The 25,399-nt window shown below is 71.6% G+C and carries 22 protein-coding genes; 11 read left to right on the top strand and 11 right to left on the bottom strand.

Going from position 1 to position 25,399, the window contains the following annotated elements; genetic code table 11:
• Positions 1–91: 91 nt before the first annotated feature.
• Complete coding sequence (locus tag ACGFYU_RS01195; protein ID WP_393825143.1) at positions 92–997, bottom strand: helix-turn-helix domain-containing protein; 906 nt, start codon at positions 995–997, stop codon at positions 92–94.
• 201 nt (positions 998–1,198) lie between these two features.
• Between ACGFYU_RS01195 and ACGFYU_RS01200 the strand changes: the two genes are divergently transcribed.
• The 5 genes from ACGFYU_RS01200 to ACGFYU_RS01220 all read left to right on the top strand — a co-directional run bounded on the left by ACGFYU_RS01200 (position 1,199) and on the right by ACGFYU_RS01220 (position 6,040).
• Positions 1,199–1,729, top strand: coding sequence for an EF-hand domain-containing protein (locus tag ACGFYU_RS01200; protein ID WP_393825144.1), 531 nt, complete (start codon positions 1,199–1,201; stop codon positions 1,727–1,729).
• 79 nt (positions 1,730–1,808) lie between these two features.
• Positions 1,809–3,542, top strand: a complete 1,734-nt coding sequence (locus ACGFYU_RS01205; RefSeq protein WP_393825145.1) for a serine/threonine-protein kinase — start codon at positions 1,809–1,811, stop codon at positions 3,540–3,542.
• A gap of 85 nt (positions 3,543–3,627) precedes the next feature.
• Positions 3,628–4,326, top strand: coding sequence for a HEAT repeat domain-containing protein (locus ACGFYU_RS01210; RefSeq protein WP_393825146.1), 699 nt, complete (start codon positions 3,628–3,630; stop codon positions 4,324–4,326).
• A 127-nt stretch (positions 4,327–4,453) separates the two neighbouring features.
• Positions 4,454–4,804, top strand: a complete 351-nt coding sequence (locus ACGFYU_RS01215; RefSeq protein ID WP_393825147.1) for a hypothetical protein — start codon at positions 4,454–4,456, stop codon at positions 4,802–4,804.
• Between the two features lie 3 nt (positions 4,805–4,807).
• On the top strand, positions 4,808–6,040 hold the full coding sequence (locus ACGFYU_RS01220; RefSeq protein WP_393825148.1) for an FAD-dependent oxidoreductase: 1,233 nt from the start codon (positions 4,808–4,810) through the stop codon (positions 6,038–6,040).
• Positions 6,041–6,061: 21 nt separating this feature from the next.
• On the opposite strand, the gene ACGFYU_RS01225 is transcribed toward ACGFYU_RS01220, so the two are convergent.
• The 3 genes from ACGFYU_RS01225 to ACGFYU_RS01235 are packed head-to-tail and all read right to left on the bottom strand — an operon-like array spanning position 6,062 to position 9,950.
• Positions 6,062–8,446 carry a xanthine dehydrogenase family protein molybdopterin-binding subunit gene (locus ACGFYU_RS01225; protein ID WP_393825149.1) on the bottom strand — a complete coding sequence of 795 codons (2,385 nt, stop codon included), beginning with the start codon at positions 8,444–8,446 and terminating at the stop codon, positions 6,062–6,064.
• Between the two features lie 2 nt (positions 8,447–8,448).
• Complete coding sequence (locus tag ACGFYU_RS01230) at positions 8,449–9,051, bottom strand: (2Fe-2S)-binding protein (RefSeq protein WP_393825150.1); 603 nt, start codon at positions 9,049–9,051, stop codon at positions 8,449–8,451.
• Between the two features lie 2 nt (positions 9,052–9,053).
• Positions 9,054–9,950, bottom strand: coding sequence for an FAD binding domain-containing protein (locus ACGFYU_RS01235; protein ID WP_393825151.1), 897 nt, complete (start codon positions 9,948–9,950; stop codon positions 9,054–9,056).
• A 246-nt stretch (positions 9,951–10,196) separates the two neighbouring features.
• Here ACGFYU_RS01235 and ACGFYU_RS01240 point away from each other — a divergent pair, with 246 nt between their 5' ends.
• Entirely contained in the window at positions 10,197–11,861 is a 1,665-nt protein-coding gene (locus ACGFYU_RS01240; protein ID WP_393825152.1) for a PucR family transcriptional regulator, read from the top strand.
• A gap of 28 nt (positions 11,862–11,889) precedes the next feature.
• Here the strand turns inward: ACGFYU_RS01240 and ACGFYU_RS01245 are convergent, their stop codons facing one another.
• Positions 11,890–12,120 carry a response regulator transcription factor gene (locus ACGFYU_RS01245; RefSeq protein WP_393825153.1) on the bottom strand — a complete coding sequence of 77 codons (231 nt, stop codon included), beginning with the start codon at positions 12,118–12,120 and terminating at the stop codon, positions 11,890–11,892.
• 190 nt (positions 12,121–12,310) lie between these two features.
• Between ACGFYU_RS01245 and ACGFYU_RS01250 the strand changes: the two genes are divergently transcribed.
• Positions 12,311–13,276 carry a glycosyltransferase family 2 protein gene (locus ACGFYU_RS01250; RefSeq protein WP_393825451.1) on the top strand — a complete coding sequence of 322 codons (966 nt, stop codon included), beginning with the start codon at positions 12,311–12,313 and terminating at the stop codon, positions 13,274–13,276.
• 6 nt (positions 13,277–13,282) lie between these two features.
• Here the strand turns inward: ACGFYU_RS01250 and ACGFYU_RS01255 are convergent, their stop codons facing one another.
• The 3 genes from ACGFYU_RS01255 to ACGFYU_RS01265 all read right to left on the bottom strand — a co-directional run bounded on the left by ACGFYU_RS01255 (position 13,283) and on the right by ACGFYU_RS01265 (position 15,547).
• Positions 13,283–14,503 (bottom strand): hypothetical protein, encoded by a 1,221-nt coding sequence (locus tag ACGFYU_RS01255; RefSeq protein ID WP_393825154.1) that lies wholly within the window; start codon positions 14,501–14,503, stop codon positions 13,283–13,285.
• Between the two features lie 94 nt (positions 14,504–14,597).
• A complete protein-coding gene (locus ACGFYU_RS01260) occupies positions 14,598–15,056 on the bottom strand; it encodes a MarR family transcriptional regulator (RefSeq protein WP_393825155.1) in 459 nt (152 codons plus the stop codon).
• On the bottom strand, positions 15,053–15,547 hold the full coding sequence (locus ACGFYU_RS01265) for a MarR family winged helix-turn-helix transcriptional regulator (protein ID WP_393825156.1): 495 nt from the start codon (positions 15,545–15,547) through the stop codon (positions 15,053–15,055). The genes ACGFYU_RS01260 and ACGFYU_RS01265 overlap by 4 nt, the downstream gene beginning before the upstream one ends.
• Before the next feature lie 160 nt (positions 15,548–15,707).
• Between ACGFYU_RS01265 and ACGFYU_RS01270 the strand changes: the two genes are divergently transcribed.
• Complete coding sequence (locus ACGFYU_RS01270; RefSeq protein ID WP_393825157.1) at positions 15,708–17,363, top strand: FG-GAP-like repeat-containing protein; 1,656 nt, start codon at positions 15,708–15,710, stop codon at positions 17,361–17,363.
• 19 nt (positions 17,364–17,382) lie between these two features.
• On the opposite strand, the gene ACGFYU_RS01275 is transcribed toward ACGFYU_RS01270, so the two are convergent.
• Genes ACGFYU_RS01275 through ACGFYU_RS01285 form a run of 3 tightly spaced genes read right to left on the bottom strand, consistent with a single transcriptional unit; the run spans position 17,383 to position 21,400 of the window.
• Positions 17,383–18,573: an NAD(P)/FAD-dependent oxidoreductase gene (locus ACGFYU_RS01275; protein ID WP_393825158.1), complete on the bottom strand. Its 1,191-nt coding sequence runs from the start codon at positions 18,571–18,573 to the stop codon at positions 17,383–17,385.
• A complete protein-coding gene (locus tag ACGFYU_RS01280) occupies positions 18,570–19,967 on the bottom strand; it encodes an FAD-dependent oxidoreductase (protein WP_393825159.1) in 1,398 nt (465 codons plus the stop codon). Before ACGFYU_RS01280 ends, ACGFYU_RS01275 begins: the two co-directional genes overlap by 4 nt.
• Complete coding sequence (locus ACGFYU_RS01285) at positions 19,964–21,400, bottom strand: FGGY family carbohydrate kinase (protein WP_393825160.1); 1,437 nt, start codon at positions 21,398–21,400, stop codon at positions 19,964–19,966. Before ACGFYU_RS01285 ends, ACGFYU_RS01280 begins: the two co-directional genes overlap by 4 nt.
• A gap of 400 nt (positions 21,401–21,800) precedes the next feature.
• Here ACGFYU_RS01285 and ACGFYU_RS01290 point away from each other — a divergent pair, with 400 nt between their 5' ends.
• The 3 genes from ACGFYU_RS01290 (at position 21,801) to ACGFYU_RS01300 (ending at position 25,390) form a co-directional block, all read left to right on the top strand.
• Positions 21,801–22,781 carry a hypothetical protein gene (locus tag ACGFYU_RS01290; RefSeq protein WP_393825161.1) on the top strand — a complete coding sequence of 327 codons (981 nt, stop codon included), beginning with the start codon at positions 21,801–21,803 and terminating at the stop codon, positions 22,779–22,781.
• 87 nt (positions 22,782–22,868) lie between these two features.
• Positions 22,869–24,401 (top strand): amino acid permease, encoded by a 1,533-nt coding sequence (locus ACGFYU_RS01295; RefSeq protein WP_393825162.1) that lies wholly within the window; start codon positions 22,869–22,871, stop codon positions 24,399–24,401.
• Positions 24,402–24,589: 188 nt separating this feature from the next.
• The gene (locus ACGFYU_RS01300; protein WP_393825163.1) at positions 24,590–25,390 is read left to right on the top strand and encodes a hypothetical protein; all 801 of its coding nucleotides are present in this window, start codon (positions 24,590–24,592) and stop codon (positions 25,388–25,390) included.
• Positions 25,391–25,399: the final 9 nt, after the last annotated feature.

A 25,399-nucleotide genomic window follows, 5' to 3' on the forward strand; every position in this document is an offset into this window, starting at 1 on the left:
CTTCCAGGGATCATCGTTCGAGGACGACGCCATCCTGGTCATCGGCTGAGGGCCGCGTCTTGAACAAATTCGCGGCGCGGACGGCGTCGGCTCACTTTCGGCCACCGCCGGACGGTGGCGTCGGCTCCGGGAGGAGGATGCTCGTCCTGCGACCCTCGACACGGTCGTCGGCGGGCGGTCCGGCGGACGTCCCCGCGGGTGCGGCGAGCAGCTGGGTGGCCGTATGGCCCGTCATCCTGCGCACCTCCCGGGCCAGGTGCGACTGGTCGGAGTACCCACAGGCCAGGGCCGCCTGCGACACCGCCTGGCCGCTGCCGAGCAGCCGCAGCGCGCGATGCAGACGCATGATGCGGGCGATGGTCTTGGGGGGCGTTCCGATCTGTTGCCGGAACCGGCTCTCGAACTGCCGCCAGCTCCACCCCGACTGCTCCGCCAGGTGCCGTATGGGTACGGTGCCACCCGTACGGGACAGCTCCCGCCACGCCCACACCACCCGCGCCGAACACGGGGGGCCCGCCGCCGACCACTGGGCCAGGACGGCGTCGAGCAGCTCGAAGCGCCGGCACCAGCTCGGCAGGGCGGCCAGCGCACCGGCCAGGTCGTCGACGCGACGGCCCACGAGCTCGGCCGGATCGAGGATCCTGTCGGCCCACTCGTGCATCTCGACCCCGAGCAGGGTGTACGCGGCCCACGGCGCGAGCAGGACCTCCATGCCGTGGAGGATGCCGCTGTGCTCACCGATGACGGCCCGCGTACGTACGGAGGAGACCAGCGAGGTGAAGGGCACCGCGGTCCCGCCCGCCGCCTCACCGACGTCGGTGAGGCGCAGCCGGCCCTGGAACCCGAGGACCAACGTCACCACTCCGTCGGGGAGTTCCAGGCGCCGCCTCGGCCGGTCCAGTGCCATCCGATACCCGCGGTAGCCCAGCACCCCCGGACGTAATCGCCGATCGGGCAGGCCGCTGACCAGGCACCATTGCGCCTCCTGCGTCGACATACCGAACCACCACGCCCCTCCCGCGACGGCACTGACCCCGCCATCGTCGGCGCTGGACAAGGCCCCTGTCTGCTCGGAATCCGGACGTCCGTCATCGGGCATCGGACCGGACGGGACCCGCGGCGGGGCTCACCCGGCATGACACGCCCCCGGGCGCGGGAATCCGCTGGTAGGGGAAGGGGCTCGGCCTACGCTCGCGGCATGGGTACCGAGAGGGTGACCGTGGCCGACCTGATCTTCGATCGGCTGGACACGAATGGTGACGGAGTGCTCGCCGCCGACGACTACCGGGCGAGTGCGGAGCATGTGCTCCAGTCGTACGGCATGGGTCCGAGCTCGCCGAAGGGACGCGCCCTGATCGAGGCGAATCTCGCGCTGTGGGAGCACCAGGCCGAGCTCGTCGACCGGGATCACGACGGGAGGATCACGCGGGAGGAGTACCGGGAGTGGATGAGCTCCCTTCCCGCCTCGGAATCCGGTCAGCCCTCGGGTACGCCGGAGGTGATGGCCGTGCTGCACGCGCAGTTCAACGTGGCCGACCGGGACGGGGACGGGCTGATGGACCGCCACGAGTTCGCGGTGTGGCGGGGGCTCAAAGGCGTGCCGGTTCCGGCCGCGGAGGCCTCGTTCGAACTGATCGACTCGGACGGGGACGGCGCCATCAACTGGAACGACTTCACCGGCGCGGCGCACCGGCACGGCCTGACGGCGCTGTTGTTCCCGCCGAGCTAGATTCACCGCCCCGCCAGGCACGTCATTGACCTGCCGGTTTGTCCGATACGATCTTGAACTCCGGCAGATCGAAGGGGACATGCCAATGCACGGGTCGGGCCAGGAAGCGGCGAGTGGACAAGGGGCGGGCGCGCTGCGGCCGTTGACTCCGGGCGATCCGCAGGAGATATCCGGATACCGGTTGCTCGCGCGGATCGGCGAGGGCGGCATGGGCTCCGTCTACCTCTCCCGCACCCGGGGCAACCAGCCCGTCGCGCTGAAGATGATCCGCCGTGAGTACGCAGGCGACCCCGGTTTCCGGGGCCGCTTCGAGCAGGAGGTGCGGTCGGCGCAGCAGGTGCGCGGGTACCACCTCGTACCGGTGCTGGACCACGACACGCAGGGCGGGCAGCCGTGGCTGGCCACCGCCTACGTGCCCGGCCTGCCGCTGGACGAGGCGCTGGACACCTTCGGGCCGCTGCCGCGGGCCGCGGCCCTGCAGCTGGTGGCGTGCGTGGCGCGGGCCCTGGAGTCCGTACACGCGGCGGGGGTCGTCCACCGCGACCTCAAGCCCGGCAACATCATGCTGGCGGCGGACGGGCCGTGGGTGATCGACTTCGGGATCGCGCGCGCCGCCGAGTCCACCCGCCTCACCAGCACCGGCGGCTTCGTCGGGACCCCGCAGTTCATGTCACCGGAGCAGGGGGTGGGCGCCGACGTCACGCCGGCGGCCGACGTGTTCTCGCTGGGCCTGATCGCCGCCGTGGCCGCGACCGGGCGCCACCCGTACGGGGACGGCAGCGCGCTGACGATGGCGACGCAGATCGCCAACACGGCCGTACGCCCGCCCGACCTGTCGGGGTACCCGGACTGGCTGCGGCCGCTGCTCGAGACCGCGCTCGCCGCGGAGCCGTCCGCGCGGCCCACGCCCGCCCGACTGGCGGAGCTGTGCGAGCGGGCGGCGGGACGTTCCACGACCGAGCTCGCGGGCTGGCTGCCCGAGCCCTGGGCCGGAGCCGTCGCCGTACGCCGGGCCGAGCTCGACCGGCTCCCGGCGGCGGGGCCCGTGCCCGGGTACGCGCCCACCTACGTCCCCACCCAGGCGGGCGGCCCGTCGGTGCACGCCGCGCCGACCCAAGCCCCGCCCGCCCCTCCGACCGCGCCGCCGGCACCGGCCCCCGCAGCCCTGGTCCGCAGCCGGACCCGGCTGTTCCTTGCGGTGGCCGCCGCGCTGCTGGTGGTCGGCGGGGGTGTCGCCTGGGCCGTTTCCGGCCGTGACGCGGGCAAGGGCGCGGTCACCGCGGGCCCGGGAGCGAGCAACCGGCCGCAGCAGTCGCCCGACTCGGGCCAGAAGTCCGACCAGAAGCAGCCCTCCGGCGCGCCGTCGGAGCAGAAGATCGCCCAACCCGCCGCCTACGAGCCGGTCTTCACGGACAAGCCCTTGGTCATCGGGCCCCCGACCGGCTCGATCATCACCGTGGACCTGGACACCCCCAAGGTGTCGCCGAACGGCGATGTCAGCGACAAGAAGGCCGAGTTCACGTACATCCTCCAGTACATGACCTTCCGCCACGCCATGGCGAAGTCGCCGGCCACCACCCCCGAAGCCTGCCGTCAGTCGGTGGACACCGCGCCGCTCCCGCACGAGCTCTCCAACACGGCGCTCATCAAGGGCGAGGCCATCGTCAAGGGCGACGTCCTGTGCTCGGTGACCTCGGAGGGCAACCTCGCGATGCTCCAGATCACCGACGTCAAGGAGACGGGCCTGCCCTACGACCCGCCGGGCTACGCCGGAAACCTCACCCTCTGGAAGCAGCCCGGCCGGCGCCAGTGACGGGTCCGAAAAGGGGTGTTCCGGCAGGCCCGTGATGGCGCATAGTCGGGAGCCGTTGCGGGCGGTGCGAGCGGGGGGAAGTCGCATGGGGATCGGCGGAGTCGGCGCGACGACGGACGCACTGTTCGCGGGGGCGCTGGCCGAGGTCGGCGCAGACGAGGACGAGGGCCCCGTGCCCTGCCTCGTCGCCCTGCACAACCGCCCGACCCGGGAGGTCTTCGACCGTGCGGCGCGCCTGCTGGCCTGCGAGGACCCGGTCGAACGGGAGCTGGGAGCACGGGTCCTGCGCGAGCTGGGTCCCCACGACACCGAAGGCCGTCGCCCCTTCACGGCGGAAACCATCGGTGTCGTCGTGGCCGAGATGGGCGACGAGCCCGACCCGTGGGTCCTCGGGTGGATGATCTCCGTGCTCGGCTACCACCGGGCCCGCCAGACCCTCGACCTGGTCCTCGATCACCAGGCCCACCCGGCGCAGCCCGTACGTTTCGCGGTCGCCGCCGCTCTGCCCGAGCTGGCCGACCCCGACCGGACGGAGCCGCGCGTCGTGGAGGCCCTCCTGCGGCTGGCCGGAGACGACAACGACGCGGTGCGCTGGTACGCCATGTACGCGCTGTTCCACGAGACGGCCGGGGTCACGGACGGGCAGCGCAGGCTCTGGGCCGCGGACCTGACCGGGCAGGCCGACGCGCAACGCCGCGAGGAACTCGCCCATCTCGCCACGACCCTCGCCGTCGACGCCGATCCCGCCCTGTGCACCCGCCTCGGACAGACCACAGAGCGCTAGCAGCCGCCGGGGTGCTCTCCCCCCTTCGGCCGTCATCCGACCGGATGCGCAGCGGATGCCGCCCGGCGCGCGCTGGGCCAGGCTGCGGTCACGGGCAAGCCATCACCGCACAGACGAGGACCGAGCCATGTCCCACCTCCGGCGTATCGGCGTCATCACCGGGGCGGCGCTGCTGCTCACGGCCACGGCCACGGCCTGCTCGGCCGGCAAGACCACGGTGGGCACCCTCAGCTTCCGCGCCCAGGACTCGCCGGTCGAGGTCACGTACTCGAACACCCCCGTCCAGGGCTGCCACAGGATCGGCCTCCCGCGCGGCGCGGCGCACGTGGAGAACCACACCCTGGTCGACGTCATCCTGTACCGGACACCGAAGTGCCAGAAGACCGACAAGGCCGACGGAATCTACATCCCGACCGCCACCTCGAACGTGACCGCACCCGGCAGCCTTCCGTGGCGTAGTTTCTCCGTCGTCCACTGACCCGTGGAGCGCACGACGTGCTGCGTGGTGGGAGGCGGCCCGGCCGGAATGGTGCTGGCGCTGCTGCTGGCCCGGGCCGGTGTGGACGTGACGGTGCTGGAGAAGCACGGCGACTTCCTGCGCGACTTCCGCGGTGACACCGTGCACCCCTCCACCCTGTCGCTGCTGGACGACATCGGCCTCGCCGAACGGTTCGCCCGGCTGCCGCAGCGTCGGGTGACCACGGTGCAGCTGCCCATCGGGCCGGACCGGGCCCTGATCACGGTCGGGAACATCGGCGCGCTGCACGGGACGTACAACTACATCGCGATGGTGCCCCAGTGGGACCTGCTGGACCTCCTCGCCGACGAAGCGGGCCGCGAGCCCTCCTTCCGCCTGCGCATGGACACCGAGGCGACCTCCTTCCTCATCGAGCGCGGACGGGTCACGGGCGTGCGCTACCGCACCGCGGACGGCCGCACCGGCGAGCTCAGGGCCACCCTGACCGTGGCCTGCGACGGCCGCGGCTCACTGGCCAGAGCACTGCCCGAACTCGGCCTGGAACACTTCCCGTGCCCCATGGACGCCTGGTGGTTCCGCCTGCCGCGCCGCGAGGACGATCCCAGCGGACTCGTGGGCGGCCTGGGCGACCGGTTCTTCACCGCGCTCATCGACCGCGGTGACTACTGGCAGTGCGCCGCGCTCATCCCCAAAGGAACCGACGCCGAGCGCCGCGCCGAGGGCCTGGAGCGCTTCATGACCCGCTTCACGACCGCCGTCCCCTGGCTGGCCGACCGGAGCGGCGCCGTCACCTCCTGGAACGAGGTGAAACTGCTCGACGTACGGCTCGACCGGCTGCGCCGCTGGCACCGCCCCGGTCTGCTGTGCATCGGCGACGCCGCCCACGCGATGTCGCCCGTCTTCGGCATCGGCATCAACCTCGCCGTGCAGGACGCGGTGGCCGCGTCCCGCTACCTCGTACGTCCGCTGCGCGAGGGCACCGTGGGACTGCGCGACGTACGCCGCGTCCAGCACCGTCGCTGGCCCACCACCGCGGCGACCCAAGGCCTCCAGCGCCTCGCCCACACCCAGGTCATCGCACCGCTGCTGGCCGGCCGCACCGCGTTCGGAGATCCCCGGCGGGCCCAGCGGATGGCGGAGCTCGTCACCGACTCGCGGTGGCTGAACCGGATCCCGGCCTACTTCATCGCGTACGGAGCCCTGCGCGAGCGCCCCCCGAAGGAGGCGCTCCGCTGACGGCCGCCGAGGAGGTGTCGGTCACATCCCCGTGAGGTGTTCGGGACGGACCGGCGTCCTGTTGAGCTCCAGCCCGGTCGCGTTCCGGATCGCCGCGAGGACGGCCGGGGTCGACGACAGGGTCGGGGCCTCACCGATGCCGCGCACTCCGTACGGCGCGGCGGGGTCCGCCAGTTCGAGGTAGTCGACCGGGATGGTCGGGGTGTCGAGGATGGTCGGGATCAGGTAGTCCGTGAAGGAGGGGTTGCGCACCTTCGCGGTCTTCGGGTCCACGATGATCTCCTCCATCACCGCGACGCCCAGGCCCTGGGTGGTGCCGCCCTGGATCTGGCCGACGACGGAGAGCGGGTTGAGCGCCTTGCCGACGTCCTGGGCACAGGCCAGTTCGATGACCTTGACCAGGCCGAGCTCGGTGTCGACCTCCACCACCGCGCGGTGCGCGGCGATGGCGTACTGGACGTGGCCGTTGCCCTGGCCGGTGACGCGGTCGAAGGCCTCGGTGGGCCGGTGCCGCCACTCCTCCTCGACCTCCACGACCTCGTCCTCCAGGACGTCCACGATGGTGGCGAGGACCTCGCCGCCGTCGGTGACGACCTTGCCGCCCTCCAGGAGCAGTCCGGCCGTGGCCCACGCCGGGTGGTGCGCGCCGAACTTGCGCCGGCCGATCTCCAGGACCTTCTCGCGGACGATCTCGCAGGAGTTCTTGATGGAACCGCCCGTCATGTACGTCTGGCGGCCCGCGGAGGTCGAACCGGCCGAGCCCACCTGGGTGTCGGCCGGGTGGATGGTCACCTGCGTGACGCCCAGTTCCGTACGGGCGATCTGCGCGTGGATGGTGACACCGCCCTGGCCGACCTCCGCCATGGCGGTGTGGACCAGCACGACGGGCTCGCCGTTGATGACCTCGATGCGCACCTTGGCGGTCGAGTAGTCGTCGAAGCCCTCGGAGAAGCCGACGTTCTTGATCCCGACCGCGTAGCCGACGCCGCGGACGATGCCCTCGCCGTGGGTGGTGTTGGACAGACCGCCCGGCAGCGCGCGGACATCGACGCTGTCGGTGGTCTCCCACTGGCGCTCCGGCGGCAGCGGGCGCTCCTTGACGATGCGCAGCAGCTCGGCGACCGGGGCGGGCGATTCGACCGGCTGCCCGGTCGGCATGATGGTGCCCTCCTCCATCGCGTTCAGCTGCCGGAACTCCACCGGGTCCATGCCCAGCTTCGCCGCGAGCTTGTCCATCTGGGCCTCGTACGCGAAGCAGGCCTGGACCGCGCCGAAGCCGCGCATCGCGCCACAGGGCGGGTTGTTGCTGTAGAGGCCGATCGCCACGATGTCGACGTCGTCGATGACGTACGGACCGACCGACAGCGACGCGGCGTTGCCGACGACCGAGGCCGTGGACGACGCGTAGGCGCCACCGTCGAGGACGATCTTGCACTTCATGTGCGTGAGCTTGCCGTCCTTGGTGGCGCCGTGCTCGTAGTACAGCTTCGCCGGGTGCCGGTGGACGTGTCCGAAGAAGGACTCGAAGCGGTTGTAGACGATCTTGACCGGCTTGCCCGTGCGCAGCGCGAGCACGCAGGCGAGGATCTGCATCGAGATGTCCTCGCGGCCGCCGAACGCGCCTCCGACACCGGCCATCGTCATGCGCACCTTCTCCTCGGGCAGGCCGAGGACCGGGGCGATCTGCTTGAGGTCCGAGTGGAGCCACTGCGTGGCGCAGTAGAGGTCGACGCCGCCGTCCTCACCGGGGATGGCGAGGCCGGACTCCGGGCCGAGGAAGGCCTGGTCCTGCATGCCGAAGGTGTACTCGCCCTTGACGATGACGTCGGCCTTCTTGGCGGCCTCGGCGGCGTCGCCCCGGATGATCGGCTGGTGGTGCACGATGTTGGGGTGCGGGACGTGGGCGGCGTGGTGGTCGTCGCGGTTCTCGTGCACGAGTACGGCGTCGGGAGCGGTCGCCGAGGCCTCATCGGTGATGAGGGGCAGCTCCCGGTACTCGATCCTGATCTTCGCGGCGGCGCGGCGCGCGGTCTCCGGATGGTCGGCGCCCACGAGGGCGACCGGCTCACCGTGGTGACGGACCTTGCGGTGGGCCAGGACCGGCGTGTCCTGGAACTCCATGCCGTAGTACTTCATCGGGGCCGGCAGGTCGTCGTAGGTCATGACCGCGTAGACGCCGTCCATCGCAAGGGCCTCGGAGGTGTCGATGGACACGATCTCGGCGTGCGCGACCGTGGACCGCAGGATCTGACCCCACAGCATGTCCTCGTGCCACATGTCCGAGGAGTAGGCGAACTCGCCGGTCACCTTGAGGGTGCCGTCCGGGCGCAGCGTCGACTCGCCGATGCCGCCCTTGGTGTGCTTCTGGGTGACGTTGAAAGGGATACCCGTGGTGGTGCCAGCCATGATCAGACCGCGCCTTTCTGAAGTCCTTGTGGTTCCCGGCGAGCCGCGGCCAGGCGGACCGCGTCCAGGATCTTCTCGTAACCGGTGCAGCGGCAGAGGTTGCCGGACAGGGCCTCCCGGATGTCCTGGTCGGACGGGTCGGCGTGCTGCTCCAGCAGCGCGTCCGTCTGGACCAGCAGACCCGGGGTGCAGAAACCGCACTGGACGGCCCCGGCGTCGATGAACGCCTGCTGGACGTTGGAGAGCTCGACGCCCTCACCGGTCCGGGAGTCGGCGCCCTTGGCCGACCAACGCCGTGCGTCCTCCAGAGACGTGCCCTCGCCATCGTGGGTGCCGCGACCCCCGTACGCGGCACCCACGGCGAAGTCGGCCAGGCCCTCGACGGTCACGACGTCGCGACCCTCGACCTGACCGGCGGCCACCAGGCAGGAACAGACCGGCACGCCGTCGAGGCGGACGGTGCAGGAACCGCACTCGCCCTGCTCACAGGCGTTCTTCGAGCCGGGCAGGCCCAGGCGCTCACGCAGGACGTAGAGGAGGGACTCGCCCTCCCAGACGTCGTCGGCTTCCTGCGGACGACCGTTGACAGTGAAATTGACGCGCATGGTTACGCAGCCCCTTCAAGCGAGCGGCCGTTCGCGGTGCGGTACTGCTCCCAGGTCCAGACGAGCTGGCGGCGGGCCATGATGCCGACCGCGTGACGGCGGTAGTTCGCCGTACCGCGGACGTCGTCGATCGGGTTGCACGCGCCGGAGGCGAGCTCACCGAACTGCTTGGCGATCGACGGGGTGATCACCTTGCCGTTGTCCCAGAAACCGCCCTCTTCGAGCGCGGCGTTCAGGAACTCCTCGGCGGCCTTCGCCCGGATCGGGGTCGGCGCCGCCGAGCCGATGCCGGTGCGCACCGTGCGGGTCGCCGGGTGCAGCGCGATGCCGAAGGCGCACACGGCGATCACCATGGCGTTCCGCGTGCCCACCTTGGAGTACTGCTGGGGGCCGTCCGCCTTCTTGATGTGGACGGCCCTGATGAGTTCATCGGCTGCGAGGGCGTTGCGCTTGACGCCGGTGTAGAACGCGTCGATCGGGATGCGGCGGCTGCCGCGTGCCCGCGACTCGACCTCGACCTCGCAGTCGGCGGCGAGCAGCGCGGGGTGCGCGTCACCGGCCGGCGAGGCCGTACCGAGGTTGCCGCCGACGCCACCGCGGTTGCGGATCTGCGGCGAGGCCACGGTGTGGGAGGCGAGCGCGAGTCCGGGGAGCTCGGCGCGCAGGTTCTCCGTGATCCTGCTGTACGGCACGGACGCGCCCAGCCGGACGGCGTCCTCGCCGACGTCCCATTCCCGGAGCTCGGTGATCCGGTTGAGGTCCAGAAGGTATTCGGGGCGGCGGTGGTCGAAGTTGATCTCGACCATCACATCGGTGCCACCCGCGATCGGCACAGCGGCGGGGTGCTCGGCCTTGGCCGCGAGCGCCTCCTCCCAGCTGGCGGGTCGAAGGAAGTCCATCAGCGGCTCTTCTCTGCGTATCGGGTCGTTCATTTCGAGCCAGGTTCCACCGGCCGGTGATGCACGCGGTGTTGGCCGGATGCGTAGAAGTAGACACAGCGTCACGGCAGGCGAGGCAGTCACAGATCCGCCAGACCCGGCTTCCCGGTCGCTTGTGGACCACGGTGCGTTCACACCGCAACACGCCTTTGAACTGCGATGATTTCCCCTCCGTAAACCGAGCGGGCAGGTGCGGACCGTGAGAGGGTGGCGATCGTGCTGCTACGGGAACTTTTGGACATCGACGAGCTGGGGCTGCTGTTGCTCGTGGGGCGGGACGCCGACGACAGGGTGCTCGATCGCGCCATCCGCGCCGTCCCGACCATCGACCTGGCCGACCCCGGCCGCTTCCTGACCGGCGGTGAACTCGTCCTCACCGAACTCGCCTGGTGGCGGGAGGACGGAGACGCCGAGGGGTTCGTACGGATCCTCGCCCGGGCGGGCGTCACGGCCCTCGCCGCCGGGGAAGCCGCCCACGGATTCGTTCCGGACGACCTGGTGCGCACCTGCCGGCGCCACGGTCTGCCGCTCGTCGCCGTGAAACCGGAGACGTCGTTCACCACGGTGACCGAACACGTCCTGCGCCGGCTGCCCGGCCGCCACGACGGCGCTCTCGCCGCCGTGGTCGAACGCCACCGTCAGCTCCTCACGGACTGCAGCGCCCCGGACTCCGTACTGGAGCTCCTGCAGCGCAGCCTCGGCCTCGACGTGCGCGTCCTGTCCGCGACGGGGCGTCAGATCGCCGGGGCCCGCCCGCCGCTGCACGCCAAGACGGCCATGGCGCTGGCCGGGAGGTACCTCGCCGCGCGCCGCGCGTCCGAGGCGGCTCCGCACCGGGTCACGGTCGGGGACCGGCTCTACTCCCTCGTGCCGGTGAGCGCCGCCGCCGGGCCGTCGGCCGCCGCGGAGTTGGGTGACTGGCTGCTCGTCGTGGAAGCCGACACGCCCACCTGGCCCGCGACGGATCTGGAGCTCCTCGACCGGATCGTCGAACTGGTCACCGACGCCCGATCCGCACACGAGCGGGCGAAAGTGGCGCTCAACGACCTGGCCCGTCAGTTCCTGGACCTGCTGCACGGCACCGTCCCACCCGAGGAGATCCCTGTCCGGCTGAGCAGCACCGCGCAGGCCATCATCAGCCAGAAGTACACCTGGCAGCGCTGCCAGTTCGTGGTGGCCGAGGGCGAGTGGAACGAAACCCGCCCGATCCCGGCCGCGGCCCTGCGCGTACTCCTGGAAGAGGCCCTGATCCAGACGGACTGCCCGATGCCGGTGTCACGGGAGGACGTCGCCGCCACCGTCGACGGCGAGCAGGCCGTGCTCTTCGTGCTGGTGCCCGAGCCCCCGGGGGACGGGCTCCCCGAACCGGCCCTCGACTCCGCCGCCCTCCAGCGCAGACTCGCCGCGGTGCTCGCGCGCTGGCTCGGCCCGACGGGCAGCGTCTCCATCGGCGTCAGCCCGCCGGTGGGAGCACCGGGGAACGCGCGGCGAGCGCTCGAACAGGCCCGCACCGCGCTGAGGGTCGCCGCCGACGGCCCGGAGCGAGTGACCGTGCGGGGTCCGGACGAGCTCACCTCCCACATCCTGACGCTGCTGCCCCTCATCCCGGCCGAGACCCGGCAAGCCTTCGCGGCCCGCCTCCTGGGCCCCCTGCGCGATTACGACAGCCGCCACCAGACCGACCTGCTGGCCACGCTGGAGACGTTCCTCGAGTGCGACGCGTCCTGGACCGCATGCGCCGCCGAACTCCACCTGCACGTCAACTCGCTGCGCCACCGCATCGCCCGCATCGAGCAGCTCACCGGCCGTGACCTGGCCCGGCTGGAGACCAAACTGGACTTCCTCGCGGCCCTGAGGGCGGGTGTTCGGTAACACATCGCAGTCAATCGCTAGCCGGGTGTCACAGGCCCAGGGAGACGGCCAGGCGGGTCAGCTCGGCCGTGGTGTGGACGTTCAGCTTGGCTCGGATGCGGCGGAGGTAGGCGTCGACCGTGTGCTTGGAGAGCCCCATGGTGCGGGCCGTCTGCAGGTAGGTGCGGCCTGCGGCGATGTGGCGCAGCGCCTCCTGCTCACGCGGGGCCAGCGCAGTGGCGGGGGCCTGGGTGTGCGGCATGGTGAGGGTGAGGCTCATGAGATTTCCTCCGCCGGATCGGCTCGGTCATCACTGCTCACGTCCTCGGAAGCAGAGAGGCTGAATGCCCCTTTTGTCTCTTGTTAAGAGACTGTCTGAGTGACTTCGCGAGAGTGTCCGCCGACTGTCACAGGCGTGTGACAGGGCCCGCCGCTCCACCGAAATGCCGCCTTCGGGCGCTTCCCGCATGATGAGTGCTGTGTATGACACCGGCAGGGGATCGATCGCTCTGTCGATCGTGGTTCCCATCTTCAACGAGGAGGAGGTCCTGCCCGTCCTGGTGGCGCGGCTCCGGCCCGTCCTGGACGGGTGCCGCGAGCCGTACGAGGTCCTCGCCGTCGATGACGGCTCGACCGACAGGACCCCCCGGCTGCTGGAAGAGATACGGAGCGTCTGGCCCCAGCTGCGCATCGTGACCCTCCGGCGGAACAGCGGCCACCAGGCCGCCCTGACCGCCGGATTGCGCCGCGCCCTCGGCGCCTACGTCATCAGCATGGACGCGGATCTCCAGGACCCGCCGGAAGTCATCCCCGACATGCTCGCCCTGGCCCGGGCGGACGGTCTGGACATCGTCTACGCCGTCCGTGGCGACCGCTCCACCGACACCGGATTCAAGCGCCGAACGGCCGCCGCCTACTACTGGCTCATGCGCCGCCTGGCCGGCTCCTTCGTGCCCGCCCAGGCCGGCGACTTCCGCCTGCTGTCCCGTCCGGTCGTGGAAACCCTCAAAACGCTCCCCGACCAGCAGCAGATCTACCGCCTGCTCATCCCTTGGCTCGGCTTCCCCGGTGGCCAGGTGACCTACCAGCGCGAAGAGCGGGCGGCAGGCACCACCAAATACCCCCTGCACAAGATGGTCCTCTTGGCCTGGGACAGCGTCACCAGCTTCTCGTCGGCGCCACTGCGCCTCGCCACGGCCATCGGTGCCTTCAGTCTGGTCGTCTGCCTCGGGTTTCTGACCTTGACCCTCACCGTCTACGCCATCGGCAGCCCCCTGCCGGGTTGGACGTCCTTGATCACCACGGTCCTGTTCTTCGGCGCTGTTCAGCTCTTCTGCCTGGGAATGCTCGGCGAGTACGTGGCCCGCATTTACGCTGCGGTACAAGGCCGGCCCACCTATTGCGTGGCCAGCGACACGGCCGAGGAACAGCAGTAGGGGCCGTCACACCAGCACCCCGTCGAAAAACATGGCTCCCAAAAGCGCGTATTGGATCGAGCAAGCAGCCAACAATGGCACTTGAATCCATCGGGGCATGCTCCTGACCAGTACGAGTCCGACGAACATCTGCGCATGATTGCGGTACCAGGACTTTTCCGCGCCGGCGAAGAACGGCAGCAGGAAGATCGATACCGTCAAGATCAAGGCGGCCCACTCCTCGACTTCGAGCCGACGGTTCCGGGTGAGTCGGACGGCGGCCGTCGCCAGGATGAGCAGGACGAAGGCGATGTTCAGCCAGAGCTGGGTCCTGTGCGCGGCGAGACTGTGCTCCACGAGCCAGGGCAGGTGCCCCTTGGGCTTGTACCAGTCGCTGAACGGAAAATAGTAGGCGTTCCTCATCTCCTCGAAGGGCTGACGTACGTCGCCTTGCTGGAAACTGGATTTCTGGAACATCTCGTACGCGTCCCAGTGCCCCGTCGCCTGCCATATCAGCCACTTGGACCAGAGCACGCCGCACGCGGCGAGGGCTGCCGACAATCCGGCCTTCGCGCATCGAATCGGCCATGTGTCGCGTTGCCACGCGAAGAAGGCGCTCAAGGGCAGCATGCCGATGGCGACAGCGCCGACGGGATGGCAGGAGGCCGCCACGAAACCCCCGGCGGCGGCGATGGGCCAGGAGTCGCGCTTCACTCCGGCGATGCAGACGAGGAGTGCCAGCGTACCGGTGGCGATCGGGAAGATCGCGTGGAAATAGATGCCGCCCGGGAATACGGTGCCGATGGCGAGGGTGAGGCCAGTGGCCCATGTGAGTCGGGCGCCGAGCAGCCACCACAACACCGCGAACATGCCGAACAGGGACACTTCGGTGATGACGACAGCGGATATCTCGTAGGAGATTCCGGTGGCGGAAAGCGCCCGGACCGACATGGGGTACCAGGGAAACCAGGCGGCATTTCCGCACAGCACATCGGGGAAGTTCGCGTAGCGCTCCCGGCACCAGAACATCTCGTAGCCGGTCTTGGCTATGGACAGGTAGTTTCCCGAGTCCCAGCGATGACGGTCGGCTGTGGACCAATAGGCGATCCTGATTCCGTCGCGGTTGACGGATGCGCGAGCGACCAGCCAGGTGATGAGGTTCGCGATCAGCCATGCGACGACCGGCGGCAGCAGGCCTTGGCGCCAATCGCGCCGCACCGGCCGGGTGGGTTCGGCCGGTGCGATCATCTACGGCTCCGCGATCGTCTCGTCGGTGACGTGCCCGTGTTTCACGATCAGTCTGGCGAAGGCCCCGCGGAGCTGCATCCGGAACTGCTCCTGGTCAGGCGGTCAGCGCCGCGAGTTCCGCGTTGGCGCGCTCGGCGACCAGGGTGAGCACGCGGCCGGCGGCGGCCAGGTCCTCGGCGGGTATCCCGCCCCAGACCCGGGCGGAGATGGGGGCGATCTCCGCGCCCGCGGCGGCGAGCAGCTCGCGCCCCGCGTCGGTGGGCCGCAGGTGCGCGCCGTCCGCGACGAGCAGCCGCTTGGCCAGCAGCTCGTCGAGCGTGGCGCGGATGCCGGCGGGATCGGCCTTGAGGGAGTCCTGGACCCGGTCGACGAGGCCCTCCGCCGTCTGCGGGGCGTCCGCGGTGGCGGCGGCCCGCAGGGCGACCTGCTGCTGGAACGTGATGCCGTGCCCGGCCAGGACCTGCTCCAGGACGCCGCGGGCGGCGTAGTGGGCCAGGCCCAGGAGGCGGGAGTCGGCGGCGGGTGCGGTGGTGGTGGCTGCGCTGGTGGTCATGGTGTTGTCCCCTTGGTGCTCTCGTCGTGCGGTACGGGTGGAGCGAGACGTGCGTCGAGCAGGGTCGTCAGGTCGTCGGTGAACGCGCGGGTCCGCTCGGCGTCGAGGCCGCCGAGCGGCTCCAGCAGCTGGTCGAGCAGTTCCTGCACCACCGTGATGGCCCGCCCCGTGACGGCCTCGCCCTGCTCGGTGAGGGCGAGCTGTACGGCGCGCGGGTCGCGGGCATCGCGGGTGCGCTCGATCAGGCCGGCCGACTCCAGGGCGCGCGCCAGCTTCGATACGTACAGCGCCTCGAGGCCGGTGTGGTCGGCGAGTCGGCGCTGACTGGGCCGCTCGCCGGCGCGCTGCATGCCGTACAGCGAGGCGACCAGTGAGTACTGCGCGTGGGTGAGGCCCAGCGGGGCCAGCGCGCGGTCGACCGCGACGCGCCACTTGTTGGCGAGCCGCCATACGAGGAATCCGGGCGTGGGGCCCGTTGAACCCTTGCTCATACGAAATAGAGTACATGGCTACTATGTCCATGGCTACTATTTTCCGACTGCGTCGACGGGGTGAAGAGCGACGCCACGCGCGCCACCTCCAGTCGACTGCCGTGAAAGCGTGATGATCTGACGGTCCGTGGAATTCCCCCCGGTCCTACGGAGTGCACCCGTGCGACGACTTGTCAGCCGCTTCCGGAAGAGCACCGCCTTCGCGGCCGTGGCGCTCAGCAGCGCACTCGCCGTACCCGGATCCGCGCACGCGGACACCGTTACCCCCGCCGCCGCCCCGCCGCTGCGCTTCATCAGCTACAACATCTGCGGCAACGTGTGCGGCGCGCCCCCGTACGACAACCAGAGGCGCGTGGACTCCATCGTCGCGCAGGCCGGTGTCACCTCGTGGAACGCCGACCAGATCTTCCTCCAGGAAGTGTGCCGTCCCCAGTACGACTCCCTCGCCGCCGAGCTGCGGACGCGCGGCTTCCGGGGCCTGTTCAGCAGGACGGTCCTCGGCCGGCCCGGGATCTGCGGCAATGCCGACTACGGCAACGCCGTCATCGTCCGGGGGCAGATCACCCAGACCCTGGACCTCGACCTGACGGTCGGCGGCGAGAAGGAGCCGATCAGGGTCCCGTGCGTCCAGAGCACCCTGCAGTACCGCCCCACATGGTCCTGTTCCGTCCACCTGTACTGGGACAACGGCACCCTGGCCGTCCCCGAGGCCGAACGCCTCGCCGCACGTGCCCGTACGTGGGAGGAGGCGGGCACCCCCGTCGTCCTGGGCGGAGACTTCAACCACTCTCCGCGCAGTTCCACCCTCTCCCGCTTCTACGACACCAGCATCAACGACGGCGCGTTCGGCCGCTTCATTGAGTCGGACGAGACCGACGCGCAGTTCTTCGATCCGGCCGCATGCACCCCCGGCATCACCCTCAGATGCCGCTCGGGGGAGGCCACGGTGGACGGCAAGAAGCTCGACTACGTCTTCCTCGGCACCCGGGACTTCAGCACTCCCAAAGCCGATCTGCTCCCCTTGGACATGCGGGTCTCCGACCACCGGATGCTGCGGGCCGCGGCGGCCTGGTCCGACTGCGGTCCTCTCGACCCGGCCCGCGGTGCGGCCTTCCGCCGCGAAGCCTCGGGCGCGCTCTTCCGGCAGGCCGGACAGGACAACGGGACCCTCGCGGCGCCCTGCAAGGCCGGCGAGGGATGGAGCCGGATGCGCCAGGTGGTCCGCCTGCCGGGCACGGCGGACCTCGCCGCCGTCGATACGGACGGCACCCTGTGGCGCTACGGCCAGGACGGCCAGGGCCGGTACTCCGACGCGCTACGGGTCCGCGCCGCCACCGGATGGCAGCGCTACGACAAGCTGGTCGCGCCGGGCGACGTCACCGGGGACGGCCGGCACGACCTCATCACCCGGGACACCTTCGGCGTGCTCTGGCTGCACCGCGGAACCGGCGACGGCGCCTATGCCGCGCCGGTGCGCATCGGCAGCGGCTGGGGCGTCTACGATGCCCTGCTCTCTCCCGGTGACTTCTCCGGCGACGGCCTTCCGGACCTCCTCGCCCGCGACGGCGCGGGCAACCTCTACCTCCACCGCGGCACCGGCGCCGGCGGCTTCGCCCCCAGGACCCGGATCGGCACGGGCTGGGGGATCTACACCGCGCTCGTACCGCCGGGCGACCTGAACCGGGACGCCCGCGCGGACCTGCTCGGCCGGGACGGCGCGGGGAACCTGTACCTGTATCGGGGCACCGGCACCGGGAGCTACCTGCCCCGGGTCCGCGTCGGCACCGGCTATCCGGCCGGCGAGCTGATGTTCTGAGCGGCCGCGGGTGCGTCCTTCAGCCGAGGCCCACCGTCACCGGGCCGCCCGCCCGGTCGACCCGGGCCGTCCACCCCGGAGGCAGCCGCAGCGACCGCGACGGCGACACCGGCCCCGGGAACCGCCGGCGCCACAGCAGCAGCCCGTCCTGACCCACCGTCACCACCGGGCCGTTCAGCGGCTCCCCGGAGCGCAGCAGCAGCGGCCGTCGCGCCACGGCCGTGATCCGGTTCGGCGTCACCCACACCAGCGGGGCCCGTACGACCAGCGGGGGGCCGGGATCCGGCCACGGGGCACCCGCCAGGTGGGCCAGCAGCGGGTCCGAGGCGGCGGCGCCCTCCGCGGCCGCGGTGGCGGCGCGTTCGGCACCGTGCAGGGCGTTGCCGATCGCGAAGACACCCGGCGCCGACGTACGGAAGGACCCGTCGACGGAAGGGCCGCGGGTGCCCGGGTCCAGGATGATGCCGCCGCGGCGGGCCAGTTCGTGGTCGGGGATCCAGTCACCGGTGAAGACCACCGTGTCGCAGGCGAGAACACCCGACCGGCCGTCCTCGTGGCGCACGGCGACGCCCGACAGGCGGCCCCGGCCCCGCAGTTCGGCCACCGTGGTGGCGGTGAGCAGCGGGACTCCCGGCAGGGCGGTGCCGCGCGGGTGCTCGGTGACCATCGCCACCACCTCCGCGCCCGCCCGGCGCAGCGTGCGTACGGCGTGACGGGCCACCGGCTCGGCGCCCACCACCACGGCCCGCCGTCCGACGGGTTGGCCGTGGAGATGGACCGACTGCTGCAGCTCCCCGGTGGTCAGTACGCCCGCCGGACGGGAGCCGGGCACGAGCCGGGCGCTGCGGGGGCGTTCGCGGGCACCCGTGGCGAGGACGACGGCCCGGGCCGTGATCCGTTCCAGGCCCGCCGGGCTCGTGGTCTCCAGGGACAGCGGGCCCGACCAGCCGGTCGCGGTCACTCCGGTACGGATCGAGGCCCCCGCGTCGACCGCAGCCTGCACCGCCCGCCGTGCGGAGACCGGTCCCCGCAGCCAGGGGCGCGGCGGCCGGCCGAAGCCGCCGTGGTGGCAGTGGCGCGGCACGCCTCCCGCGTCCTGCTCCCGTTCCAGGACTTCGATCCGCCCCGCGCCCGCGGCCGCGACGCGGGCGGCCAGGGCCAGACCGGCGGGTCCGGCGCCGACGACCAGGACGTCGACCGTGCGGTTCACCGGCGGGCCTCCTCGAACAGAGCGCGGACGGCGGCACCGCAGTGGAAGCCCTGGCAGCGGCCGGCCCCCGCGCGCGTGCGCCGCCGCAGGCCGGCCGGCGAACCGGGCGGGACGGTCCCGGCGAGCGCGTCGCGGATCTCCCCGCGGGTCACCCGCTCGCAGTGGCAGACGATCCTGCCGTACTCCGGGTCCGCCGCGATCAGCTCCGCGTCGCGGTACGGCCGGGGGAACGCCTCGCCCAGGTTCGGCATCCGCACCGGCTCCAACTCCCGTGCGCCCGTGAGCGGCAGACCTCCGTCGGCGAGCAGTTCCACCACATGGGCGGCGATCGCCATCGAGGCGGTGAGGCCCGTCGAACGGATCCCGCCCACCGTGACGTACCGCTGCGCGGGGTGCGCCCTGATCGCGTAGTCCTCGGAGCCGGTGGCGGCCCGCAGCCCCGCGTACACGGCGGTCACCTCCTCCTCCAGGAGCGCCGGCAGGATCCGCCGGCCCTTCTCCCGCAGCAGCGCGAGCCCTTCGGCGGTCGATCCGGTGGCCGTCTTGTCGTCCAGGTCCTCGGCGGTCGGCCCGAGCATCACGTTTCCGTACACCGTCGGCGACACCAGCACCCCCTTCCCGAGCGCGCCCGGCACCGGCAGCAGGATGTGCCGCACCAGGCCGCGGGCGAGTTCGTCGAAGACGATCAGCTGGCCGCGCCGGGGCGTCACGGTGAAGTCCGCGTGGCCGAGGAGCCGGTCGATCTCGTCGGCGTACAGGCCCGCCGCGTTGACCAGGTGGCGGGTGCGCAGCGGTCCCCGGCTGGTCGCCAGGACGTGCGGATCGCCCGAAGCGACCGACTCCACACGGCAGTTGAGGTGGAGGTCGGTGCCGGCGCGCACGGCCTGCGTCGCGTACGCCAGCGTGGTCGTCCAGGGGCAGATGATCGACTCGCCCGGCACGTCGAGCGCCCCCAGCACCCCGGGTCCGAGAGCCGGTTCACGGGCCCGCACCTCCTCGGCCGAAATGATCCGGGCCGAGCGGTGGTCGTTGCGCACGGCCTTGTCGGCGAGGCCCGGCAGCGCGGCACGCTGCTGCTCGTCCCAGGCGACCAGGAGCGCCCCGAGCGGTTCCACCGGGATGCCGCTGTCGGCGGCGTACGCGGCGAGGCGGCGCTGCCCCTCCCGGACGAGCCGGGACTCCAGGGAACCGGGCACGGCGTCGAAACCGGTGTGCAGGATGGCGGTGTTGGCCTTGGAGGTGCCGTCGCCGACGTCGTCGGAGGCGTCGACCAGGGCGATCCGCAGGGGGAGCCGGGCCAGTTCGCGGGCGATCGCCGAGCCCACCACCCCCGCGCCGACGACCGTCACGTCGTACGTTCCGCCGGGCAGGGCGCCGCCGGTGGTGACGGTCATGCCTTGCCGTCGAGCAGGGCCGACACGGCCGTCCGGAACCGGGCGCGACGCTCCGCGGCCTGCCCGGCGTCGGCCCTGGGCTCGTAGACGGCGGACGGCTTCCACCGCGGGACGGCCTCCCGGACGGTGAGCGCGGGATCGAGCCCGAGCCGGGCGACCGCGCCGACGCCGAGCGCGGTGGCGTCCGGCAGGGCCGACACCTCGACGGGGATGCGGAGCAGGTCGGCCTGGGCCTGCATGAGCAGTGCGGACCGGGTCAGGCCGCCGTCGACGCGCAGGGTGGTGAGCGGGGTGCCCAGATCGGCGGCGACGGCGTCCGCGAGCTCCGCCACCTGGGCGGCGATGCCGTCGCACAGTGCGCGCACCAGGTGCCCGGCCGTGGTGGCGAGGCCGAGACCGGTGACCGAGCCCCGCAGATCGCCCCGCCACCACGGCGCGGCGAGCCCGGCGAGCGCGGGGACGAAGGTGACGCCGCCGGCGTCCTGGACGCTCCCGCCCACGGAGTCGATGTCCTCGGCGCCGGAGATCACGCCGAGATCGGTCAGCCAGCGCACGGCGGAGGCCGCCGTGTACACCTGCCCGTCCAGGCAGTAGCTGGTCTCCCCGGCGAGCCGCCAGGCCACGCAGCCGGCCAGCCCGGAGGCGCTGCGGCGGGGGAGCGGACCGGTCTGCGCGAGCAGGAACGCGCCCGTGCCGTAAGTGCACTTGGCGGTGCCGGGCTCGGTGACGCGCTGGGCGAGCAGTGCCGCCTGCTGGTCGACGAGCAGTCCGGTCAGCGGCAGTTCGGGCCCGAAGGCGGAGGTGGTGCCGACCCGGGTGTCCGCGCTGACGATCTCCGGGAGCCGCTCGCCGGTGAGGCCGAAGGCGTCGAGTGCCGCCTGCGACCAGCCGACGGTGTCGAGATCCAGCAGCTGGGTGCGGCCCGCCGTCGCCGCGTCGGTCACGAACGCGCCGGTGAGGCGGTGCACCAGCCACACGTCGCTGGTCGTGACGACGCCGTCCCGCGTCAGGTGGCGGCGTATCCAGGCCATCTTGGGTGCGGCGAAATAGGGGTCGAGCGGCAGACCGGTCGCCTCCAGCAACGACGCTGCGTGCGGGGCCAGTTCGGCACAGAGCGGTTCCGCGCGCCGGTCCTGCCAGACGATCGCGTCGGTCAGCGGCTCGCCGCTCGCCGGGTCCCAGGCGAGGACGGTCTCGCCCTGGTTGGCCAGACCCACGGCGGCGACCGGCTCACCGGCCGCCGCGAGCGCCGCCCGTCCGGCGTCGACGACCGAGTTCAGCAGCTCGTACGGGTCGACCTCCACCCGGCCGTCCGGCAGGTGGCGGGGCCGTACGCGCGCGGAACCGGTGCCGATGACCCCGCGTACCGGACAGACGACGAGGGCCTTGGTTCCCGAGGTGCCTTGGTCGACAGCGAGCACCGGGCCCGTCATCACCACTCCGTCCCTGGTGTCTGCGTGCTTGATCGTCGTCGGAAGCCTCCACCAGCGGGCGACGCGCGTCAAGATCCTCTGTGGTCCGCCCCTGTGACACTGACGCAAAGTCATATCTCGTGTGTGGCTGGTTACTTGCGTTCGAACGGGAATCCGGATGTGAAAGCCCTCACTCGCCCTATAGTGATCGCCGATCAACGGGAAGGACGCCGACCGTGGGTCAACGGCGGGGATCCGGAGCCTGATTCACACGCGGCTCGCGCATCCCCGGTACGGCACGGCTGCAGTGCGGCAGTCGGAGCCCGGATGGACCCACCCTCCACGCGATCCGAGGACTCATGACCACGACCACCACCACAAGACGCGCCCGTCCCGGGCACTTGTCGACCGGGACGAGGTGATGGCGGGCAACGACTTCCGGCCCGTCTACCATCCCGCCGGCCACGACGACGGGCTCCGCGTCGCCGTCCAGGACCTGCGCACCGGCCGCTGGCTGTCGATGGCCCGGCTGCTCGAACGAACGGACACCTGGGGGCTGTGGACCCAGCGCACCCAGGTCCTCGCCGCCGTCGCCGCCGGATCCGACGTGGTCCAGGCATGGCGGGCCGAGGAACCGCACAGCGTCGCCGCGACCGTGATGCACACCCGCGTCACCGTCGAACGGGCCGTCCGCGCCCACCGAGCCGGACACCCCCGCACCGGCGAGCTGTGGCAAGAGGCCTGGGAGGCCTGCCGGGACACCGCCGGCGCCAGCCCCGCCGACCCCGTCCCCTGGGTCTGCCTGCTCGCCCTCGCCCGCCTCGACGAACACCGGCAGATGGACGAGCACCGGCTTCCGCCGCCGGGCCTGATGCTGCCACCCGGACCCTGGGGCATCCTCGCCGAAGCGGACAAACGGGACCCGCACAACCGCGAGGCGTACCACCGGATGCTCCAGTTCGTGTACGCGGGCACGCCCGGACCGCTCTCCGAGGCCGCCAACTTCGCGCACTGGGCCGCCGGTTCCGCCCCGCTGGGCTCCGCCACCCACCTCCTGCCGCTCTACGTACGGGTCGAACGCTACCGCCGTGAACGCGGCCAGGAGCGGGCCCTCGACCTGCACTGGGTCGCCGAGGACGCCATCCGCGACGCCGGCCGCGCCCTGGACTCCTGGTTCCGCCGCGCCGATCCGCGGCACGCCTCCCCGCTCGACCTGAACCATCTCGCCCATGCCCTGTGGGGAGCCCTCCGGTTCGACGACGCCGCCCGGGTCTTCGACGCGATCGGCCCGTACTGGACCCCGTTGCCGTGGGCCCACCGGACCCGCGCCCCGGACGACCAGGCACTGGCCGAGGAGGTGTTCCGGCAGGCCAGGTCCCGCAGCCTGGCGGCCCGGGACTGACCCTCCCGCCTCACGCGGCCGCCCCCCGTTCCACCGTCCCCCCGCTCCACCGTCCCCGTGATCCACCATCCACCCGGAGGTACCGCCATGTCCCGAACCGCATGGGCAGCCGACCAAGGCCGCAACGCCAAACGCCCACAGGACGAGGAGGAACGGCTCAGAGAACTCGGCTACCAGCCCGTCCTCGCCCGCCGGATGGGCGGCTTCGGCAACTTCGCCATCAGCTTCTCGGTCATATCCGTGCTCTCCGGGTGCATGACCCTGTACGGCTTCGGCCTGATCACCGGTGGCCCGGCCGTGATGCTGTGGGGCTGGGTCGGCGTCGGCCTCTTCGTGCTCTGCGTCGGTCTCGCCCTGGCCGAGGTGACCAGCGCCTATCCCACCTCCGGTGCGCTCTACTACATGGCCGACCGGCTCGGCGGACGCCGCTGGGGCTGGTACACGGGCTGGCTGAACCTGCTCGGCCTGCTCGGCGCCATCGCCGGGATCGACTACGGCGCCGCGATGTTCACCGGCGCCTTCCTCAACCTCCGGTTCGGCTACGAACCCACCTCCGGATCGACGTTCCTGATCTTCCTGGGCATCCTGCTGCTGCACGCCGGGCTCAACCTCTTCGGCGTCCGCCTCGTCAGCGTGCTCAACTCCGTCAGCGTCTGGTGGCACCTGGGCGGTGTCGCCGTGATCGTCGGCGCCCTGGCGTTCGTCCCCGACCGGCACCAGTCGCCCTCGTTCGTCTTCACCGAGTTCGTCAACGACACCGGCTGGGCCAACCCGTACTACGTGGCGGCGATCGGCCTGCTGCTCGCCCAGTACACCTTCTCCGGGTACGACGCCTCCGCGCACCTCTCGGAGGAGACCTCCAACGCCTCCGTCTCCGCCGCCAAGGGCATCGTCCGGGCCATCTGGGTCTCCTGGATCGCCGGATTCGCCCTCCTCGCGGGCCTCACCTTCGCCATCCAGGACTACGCGGCCGTCCAGGGCAGCGCCACCAACGTCCCGCCCGCCCAGATCTTCCTCGACGCCCTGGGCTCCGGCGGCGCCACCGCCCTGCTCCTCGTCGTCATCGTCGCGCAGCTCTTCTGCGGCAACGCCGAGGTGGCCGCCGCGAGCCGGATGGTCTTCGCCTTCAGCCGGGACAACGCGCTCCCCGGATCCGCCCTGTGGCGCAGGGTCAGCGGCCGTACCCAGACTCCGGTCCCGGCGGTCTGGTTCGCGGTCGTGGTCGCCGCCGTGCTCGCGCTGCCGTCGCTCTACTCCGCCACCGCGTACGGGGCCGTGACCGCCATCAACGTCATCGGCATCACCCCGGCCTACGCCATCCCGATCTACCTGCGGCTGCGCGCCGGCGACCGGTTCGAGCCCGGCCCGTGGAGCCTGGGCCGCTGGAGCAAGCCGATCGGCTGGACCGCCGTCGTGTGGGTGGCGGTCGTCACGGTCCTGTTCTGCCTGCCGCAGAAGTCCCCGGTCACCATCGACTCGATGAACTACGCGGTGATCGCCCTCGCGGTGGTGCTGGTCCTCGCCAGCGTGTGGTGGGCCGTCGCCCGGCGCTCCTACGGGACCCCGTCGGCCTACGGGAACGCCCGGGAGCAGGCGGAGATCGCCGAGGGCATCGTCTGAGCACCACGAGCCGTGCGCCCGCCCGGCGTGCCGGGCGGGCGCACCCGTCCCCGAAATCTCCGGTCCGCTGACATCTCCCCTCACCGGGCGGACAATCGGGGTAACCGACGGCGGGAGGGGGCGCTGATGGGTCGGGCACTGCGGTGGGGGGACAGCGGTATTTCTGGCACCAGACCGGCTTCCTTGTGGTGACCGAACGCCCGGCCGGGGTCGCGCTCTACAACGGGCAGACCGGACAGCTCACGATCACCACCGACACGGCCTCGGTGCCGGGCCCGTCCTACCCGCTGAGCCTCGCGTCCCGGCAGCGGGAGGGCACGGCCGCGGTCGGCAGCTTCTCCGACTGGTGGTTCGAGCGCAGTGGCTGGGACGCCTCCGAGGACGGCGCAAACGAGGGCAACGAATCGGAGTTCACCCTGCGGTACCGCAACGAGACCGGCGCCGGCGCCTACGGCACCCCCCTCACCCCGCAGGGGGAGGCCAGCTCGGTCGTGGCCGTGTCGACCGTACCCACCCGCCACCAGGGCGGCGGCCTCGCCCCGATGACCGTCCACCGGCTCAGCCCGACGTGGTCCTCCCCGAAGGCACTCGTCGAACTGGTCAAGGCCGAGTACCGGGATGTCTGCTGCTACAACGACGACAGGGTCTTCGAGGTCGTCCCCACGGGCGGCAGCACCTGGACCGCCACGGTCGGCAGCCCGCAGAACATCCGCTACCGGGTGGAGGGCCGCGGCCAGATCGGCGGCCGCGAGGCGACCTGCCTGAAGGCCGCCGACGGAGCACTCATCCGCTGCGCGTACGCGGCCCCCGGATCGCCGGAGGAAGAGGAACTCAAACGCAGGGAGCAGCAGAAACAGCCACCCAAGCCCGAGGGCACCGCACCCCCGGGCGAACTCGACCTGGGCGCGTACACCCCCGAGCAACTCGCGGACCTGCAACACCGCCTGTCCGAGGAGTTCGTCCGCCGCCTGAAGAGCGGCAACGGCTGACGAAGCGGC

Source organism: Streptomyces sp. NPDC048337 (genome assembly GCF_043201175.1).
Classification (GTDB): Bacteria; Actinomycetota; Actinomycetes; order Streptomycetales; family Streptomycetaceae; genus Streptomyces.

What these genes read in the sequence shown, in the direction of transcription:
- ACGFYU_RS01245 (WP_393825153.1), bottom strand. Translation starts at nt 12,120, where the DNA reads ATGAGCCTCACCCTCACCATGCCGCACACCCAGGCCCCCGCCACTGCG.
- ACGFYU_RS01255 (WP_393825154.1), bottom strand. Translation starts at nt 14,503, where the DNA reads ATGATCGCACCGGCCGAACCCACCCGGCCGGTGCGGCGCGATTGGCGC.
- ACGFYU_RS01215 (WP_393825147.1), top strand. Translation starts at nt 4,454, where the DNA reads ATGTCCCACCTCCGGCGTATCGGCGTCATCACCGGGGCGGCGCTGCTG.
- ACGFYU_RS01290 (WP_393825161.1), top strand. Translation starts at nt 21,801, where the DNA reads ATGGCGGGCAACGACTTCCGGCCCGTCTACCATCCCGCCGGCCACGAC.
- ACGFYU_RS01250 (WP_393825451.1), top strand. Translation starts at nt 12,311, where the DNA reads ATGAGTGCTGTGTATGACACCGGCAGGGGATCGATCGCTCTGTCGATC.
- ACGFYU_RS01265 (WP_393825156.1), bottom strand. Translation starts at nt 15,547, where the DNA reads ATGAGCAAGGGTTCAACGGGCCCCACGCCCGGATTCCTCGTATGGCGG.
- ACGFYU_RS01285 (WP_393825160.1), bottom strand. Translation starts at nt 21,400, where the DNA reads ATGACGGGCCCGGTGCTCGCTGTCGACCAAGGCACCTCGGGAACCAAG.
- ACGFYU_RS01195 (WP_393825143.1), bottom strand. Translation starts at nt 997, where the DNA reads ATGTCGACGCAGGAGGCGCAATGGTGCCTGGTCAGCGGCCTGCCCGAT.
- ACGFYU_RS01295 (WP_393825162.1), top strand. Translation starts at nt 22,869, where the DNA reads ATGTCCCGAACCGCATGGGCAGCCGACCAAGGCCGCAACGCCAAACGC.
- ACGFYU_RS01205 (WP_393825145.1), top strand. Translation starts at nt 1,809, where the DNA reads ATGCCAATGCACGGGTCGGGCCAGGAAGCGGCGAGTGGACAAGGGGCG.
- ACGFYU_RS01200 (WP_393825144.1), top strand. Translation starts at nt 1,199, where the DNA reads ATGGGTACCGAGAGGGTGACCGTGGCCGACCTGATCTTCGATCGGCTG.
- ACGFYU_RS01225 (WP_393825149.1), bottom strand. Translation starts at nt 8,446, where the DNA reads ATGGCTGGCACCACCACGGGTATCCCTTTCAACGTCACCCAGAAGCAC.
- ACGFYU_RS01235 (WP_393825151.1), bottom strand. Translation starts at nt 9,950, where the DNA reads ATGGACTTCCTTCGACCCGCCAGCTGGGAGGAGGCGCTCGCGGCCAAG.
- ACGFYU_RS01230 (WP_393825150.1), bottom strand. Translation starts at nt 9,051, where the DNA reads ATGCGCGTCAATTTCACTGTCAACGGTCGTCCGCAGGAAGCCGACGAC.
- ACGFYU_RS01260 (WP_393825155.1), bottom strand. Translation starts at nt 15,056, where the DNA reads ATGACCACCAGCGCAGCCACCACCACCGCACCCGCCGCCGACTCCCGC.
- ACGFYU_RS01210 (WP_393825146.1), top strand. Translation starts at nt 3,628, where the DNA reads ATGGGGATCGGCGGAGTCGGCGCGACGACGGACGCACTGTTCGCGGGG.
- ACGFYU_RS01280 (WP_393825159.1), bottom strand. Translation starts at nt 19,967, where the DNA reads ATGACCGTCACCACCGGCGGCGCCCTGCCCGGCGGAACGTACGACGTG.